The sequence below is a fragment of the Paenibacillus sp. 01T422 genome, from assembly GCF_056398785.1.
Map to the genome: position 1 here is coordinate 1 of NZ_JBFTQB010001347.1, position 1,113 is coordinate 1,113.

Sequence of the window (1,113 nt, forward strand, 5' to 3'; positions counted from 1 at the left end):
GTGGCGAAGAGGTCGTGTATGTTTGTATCGAGGCTTTTCGGGAGCGCATAGAGAAGACGGGAGCTTCCGTACGAACATTTGATGACCATAAATTTATAAATGCCTTTCTCTCGGGTGGACGAGATTATTTGCTCGAAAGAATTAACGGCCTTTTACTTACGGCAGATATCGTTATACCCAGTGTTCTAGAACAGATTAAAGATGAGCATTTTGATTACATCATTCATGATTCGATGTTTGGTTGCGGCCACTTGCTCGCTCAGATTCTTAAGCTGCCTGCAATTAACTCTTGTACGTCTTTTGCTCAGACTAAAACATCATTCGATAAAATTTTGGAACAAGTTTCTGCGAAAATTCCTGAGGAAACAATGAAATCAATAGACGATAAATTTCATAGCTTGACGGCAAAAGTGAAGGAACAATATGATGTGGAGATCCATTCACGTTACGAAGTGTTCTGTAATCCTGCACCTCTTTCGATCGTTTATACAACAAGGGAGTTTCAACCTAATGGCGCAGCATTTGACCATACATTTAATTTTGTAGGTCCTTCCATCTCTTCACGAATGCCTCAAGAAAACTTCGACCTTGCTGCAATCAAAGGGAAAGAGCCGATTTACATCTCACTGGGGACAGTGTTTAACCAAGCAATAGATTTCTATAAACTTTGTTTTGAGGCGTTGGGTAACACGGAGCATACGATTGTCATGTCTATTGGGAATAGAACCCAAATAGCTGATTTAGGGGAGATTCCTCCAAACTTTATCGTCAAAAATTATGTTCCACAAACGGAGTTACTACTATATACCAAATTATTTATTACGCATGGTGGAATGAATAGCACTCAGGAAGGTCTCTATTACGTGGTTCCACTAATTGTAATCCCACAAAGTGCGGATCAGCCGATGATTGCCGCGCAAGTCGCCAATATCGGTGCAGGCATTCAATTGCAAATGCATGGCTTAACAGCTAATCAGCTGCGGGAATCCGTAGATCACGTGTTAGGCTCAGCATCCTATCAGGATGCTGCTGCAAATACGAGCGAATCGTTTCGACAATCAGGTGGGTATCAGCAAGCTGTTGATGAGATTTTCAAATTTATAAGGCAGTAGG

Annotated in this window: 1 protein-coding gene; it reads left to right on the forward strand. The window is 41.5% G+C overall.

Annotated features, from left to right (window positions below):
- Window positions 1-1,112, forward strand: a 1,112-nt coding sequence (locus AC1DUA_RS38620; protein ID WP_477504725.1) for a macrolide family glycosyltransferase, incomplete at its 5' end; no start/stop codon positions are given.
- Between the last annotated feature and the right edge of the window lies 1 nt (window position 1,113).